Annotated in this window: 3 protein-coding genes; all 3 read left to right on the top strand. The window is 43.4% G+C overall.

The window, feature by feature from the left end; all coding sequences use genetic code 11:
* Positions 1-311 precede the first annotated feature (311 nt).
* Positions 312-491 (top strand): transposase family protein, encoded by a 180-nt coding sequence (locus BZG13_RS15250; RefSeq protein WP_443216361.1) that lies wholly within the window; start codon positions 312-314, stop codon positions 489-491.
* 136 nt (positions 492-627) lie between these two features.
* Positions 628-1,758, top strand: a complete 1,131-nt coding sequence (locus tag BZG13_RS15035; RefSeq protein ID WP_077487194.1) for an ISAs1 family transposase — start codon at positions 628-630, stop codon at positions 1,756-1,758.
* 392 nt (positions 1,759-2,150) lie between these two features.
* Positions 2,151-3,587 (top strand): IS1182 family transposase, encoded by a 1,437-nt coding sequence (locus BZG13_RS15030; RefSeq protein ID WP_077487193.1) that lies wholly within the window; start codon positions 2,151-2,153, stop codon positions 3,585-3,587.
* The last annotated feature ends 206 nt before the right edge of the window (positions 3,588-3,793 follow it).

The raw sequence follows: 3,793 nt of genomic DNA, 5'->3' as shown, positions 1-3,793 counted from the left end.
AATTGTACCATACCCATCTGAAAGAGAAGTAAGGCAAGTGAGTTTAAGGTATCGAGATGCAATTAAATGGTATGAAATCTTTTTAAGCAGATTTGATTAATTGAAATAAGCGGAATTACTGGGTTGGCAGGGAAAACGCATGAAGATTCTCGGCATGCCTGGGATAGCAACTTAATCGCTAAGTTGTTACTTAAGGCTAAAAACCGTGCGTCATTCCATGCTTATTAATTAAAGTAAGTAAAAATAATGGATCAATTTGTTGATCATTTTCAGTGCGATTTAATGGTTTCCTAATGTTTAGGAGATTAAAAATGACAGAAGAAAAAAGTCCATTTATGCATTTCTTTTCCATCAAAGATATTCGCCAAGAAGGGAAAGTTGAACATACGTTATCAGATATTATTTTGATAACAATTTGTGCGGTGTTGTCTGGACATGGTACCCAGGGAAAACGCATGAAGATCCGCGCCACGCCTGGGTTRRCSATTTAATGACTAAGTTRTCATTTAGGGCTGAAAGCCGTGCGTTATGCCATATTTATTAATTAAAATAAGTGAAAATAAAGGATCAATTTGTTGATCATTTTCAGTGCGATTTAATTGTCTCCTAACGTTTAGGAGATTAAAAATGACAGAAGAWAAAAGTCCATTTATGCATTTCGTTTCCATTAGAGACATTCGCCAAGAAGGTAAAGTTGAACATACGTTATCAGATATTATTTTGATAACAATTTGTGCGGTGTTGTCTGGTCATGATACCTGGAAAGGTATTAGTGATTATGGACGTAAGCAGCGTGATTTTTTATTACGCTTTGGCTTCTCAGGTAAAACATCACCCTCGGCAGATACGATTGCAAGAGTGATGGGAACCATCAGTACAAAAGCATCACAAAAAGCCTTCATAGAATGGATGAAATCGTGTCATGAATTAACGGATGGTGAAGTAGTTGCCATTGATGGAAAAACACTGAGGGGTTCATATAACCGAGCAACAGACCAAGCTGCGATTCATATGGTTAATGCGTTCGCAACCGCAAATGGTGTATGCCTCGGACAGTCAAAAGTAAATAGTAAAACCAATGAGATCACTGAAATACCTAAGCTGCTGGAATTACTCGACATTTCTGGATGTTTAATTACTATAGATGCCATTGGTTGTCATCGAAAAATCGCACAAAAAATCATTAATAAAAATGCCGATTATTTGCTCGCTGTTAAAGGAAACCAAGCTAAGTTAGACAAAGCGTTTGATAATTATTACCGGCCTTCAATGCTTCAAAACTTTGATGGTGATAGCTACTCATCACAAGAGAAATCGCATGGACGTTTAGAAACACGATGTGCACTCATCAATACCGATTTAAGTGTATTAGGTGATTTGGCTTATGATTGGCCTGAACTAAAAACGATGGGCATCATGGTGAGTGTTCGACAAGAGGGCAAACACGCCGACGAATCCGATATTTCTGTGCGCTATTATATAAGTTCAAAAGCACTGACAGCGAAAGAGCTTCATGATGCCACTCGCTCGCACTGGCTAATTGAATCAATGCATTGGCAACTCGATGTTGGATTAAAAGAAGATGCCTGCCGAATTAGAGTAGATGACCGAGCGGAAGTCTTTGCACGAATAAGACAAATGGTTTTGAATTTATTAAAGCAAGAGAAGAGTTTCAAAGCCGGTATTCAACGCAAGCGAATGATGTGCGCGATGGACCAAGAGTACTTGTTGGCGACCGTGCTGGGAAGCCTTTCATGACACGGATGTTCATGCGTTTTCCGTGAGGCTGGCAGTATTGCAGCTATATCGAAAAGCCAAGCCTAACAAATCAAGGAAGAAGGACGCGCAAAAAACGCGCGCCTCTTCTTGAGGCGTCAGACTGCTGACAAAGGTCTAGCTTTCGAGCTAGACCTTTGATCTAATAGGAGTGTCGCAATAGGGATGCTCCGGTATGCTTCAAGAACCTTCTCCACACCAATATGAACTTGAAATGGTGACGATGGAACAACTTGTTCCCAAAGACCATCTTGTTCGTAAAATCGACCGTGCCATCGACTTCGAGTTTATTCGAGNTCAGACTGCTGACAAAGGTCTAGCTTTCGAGCTAGACCTTTGATCTAATAGGAGTGTCGCAATAGGGATGCTCCGGTATGCTTCAAGAACCTTCTCCACACCAATATGAACTTGAAATGGTGACGATGGAACAACTTGTTCCCAAAGACCATCTTGTTCGTAAAATCGACCGTGCCATCGACTTCGAGTTTATTCGAGATGAAGTCGCYCACCTTTATTGCAAAGAYAATGGCCGACCACCGATTGACCCCGTTCGCTTGTTTAAAATYATCCTGCTTGGCTATMTCTTCGGCATCAAAAGCGAGCGTCAGCTTGTTAAAGAAATTGAAGTCAACGTTGCTTATCGTTGGTTCTTGCGTATGTCGCTGACAGAGAAGGTCATYCATGCGTCTACGCTGAGCCAAAATCGTATTCGTCGCTTTAATGGCACGGATGTCTTCGAACGCATATTCAACCATRTTGTGGTTCAAGCCATGGAGAAGGGCTTAGTCGCAGGGCAAGAGYTGTATACCGAYAGYACRCACCTTAAAGCCAGTGCGAACAAAAATAAGCATGTGAATAAACTGCGCCCGGTAAGCGCCGGCGCTTACCTAGAGATGTTGGATGAAGACATCGTCAGTGACCGCAAAGCAGAAGGAAAAAAGCCGTTCAAGGACGCGCCATTAAAGACGGACGTCAAAAACACAAAAGTGAGTACGACTGACCCTGAAAGTGGTTTTATGACCAGAGATAATAAGCCCCAAGGCTTCTTCTATCTTGACCATAGGACCGTTGATGGCAAGCACGGTATCATCGTTGATACGTATACAACCCCAGGGAATGTCAACGACTCACAACCGTATATCCGTCGCCTTGACCACACACTCGCGCAATTTAACCTCAATCCTATCGCCGTGGGCATCGATGCTGGCTACTTCACGGCACCGGTTGCCGAATCCTTAGAGCGTCGCAGYATTCTTGGCGTGTTCGGCTATCGTCGCCCTTCTCGAACGAAGAAYACGTTCAAGAAAAAACACTTCACTTACGATAARAAAACCGACACATATCGCTGCCCCAAAGGGCAAACGCTTATCTATAAAACAACCACAAGAGCCGGCTATCGTACTTATCACTCAGACCCAAAGCAGTGTGCGTTCTGTCCGGTTAGAAACGACTGTACGCAAAGTAAGACCATGCAAAAGGTCATCACGCGTCATCTTTACACTGATGCAGTAGAGCGTGCCAATGAAATGCGACTGTCTCGTTATGGCAAAAAGATATACAAGCGACGAAGTGAGACTGTGGAGCGAAGCTTCGCCGACGCYAAGCAGCATCATGGACATCGCTACGCACGCTTCCGAGGGCTTGCAAATGTGCAAATGCAATGCTGGCTGGCGGCGGCTGCTCAAAACATCAAGAAGATAGCGTTAGTGGTGAGCTATCTAAGAAAATGCGGCTTTAATATGGCGGATATAAGGCAAATACTGGCTTCTATCCGCCAATTTGGGCGTTGGTCGGTAGCGACCACTCTCTAACAAAAAATATCGCGATCGCGGCCTACGGCCGCTTATCAAAAAGAACCCCGCCTAAAAAGGCGGGGTTCGTCAGCAATCTGGCGCCTCTTCTTGAGGCGTTAGCTGAAATCAGGCAAAGCGATGATTCCAAATACAAAAATATCACATACAATTCTGGAGTTTGGTAAATCAATTATTCTTCAGTTGCCCGACGGCCACTCGAAGGA

The organism is Salinivibrio sp. ML323, assembly GCF_001995745.1.
In the GTDB taxonomy this organism is placed as follows: Bacteria; Pseudomonadota; Gammaproteobacteria; order Enterobacterales; family Vibrionaceae; genus Salinivibrio; species Salinivibrio kushneri.
This window is presented reverse-complemented; position numbering and strand designations above follow the sequence as displayed.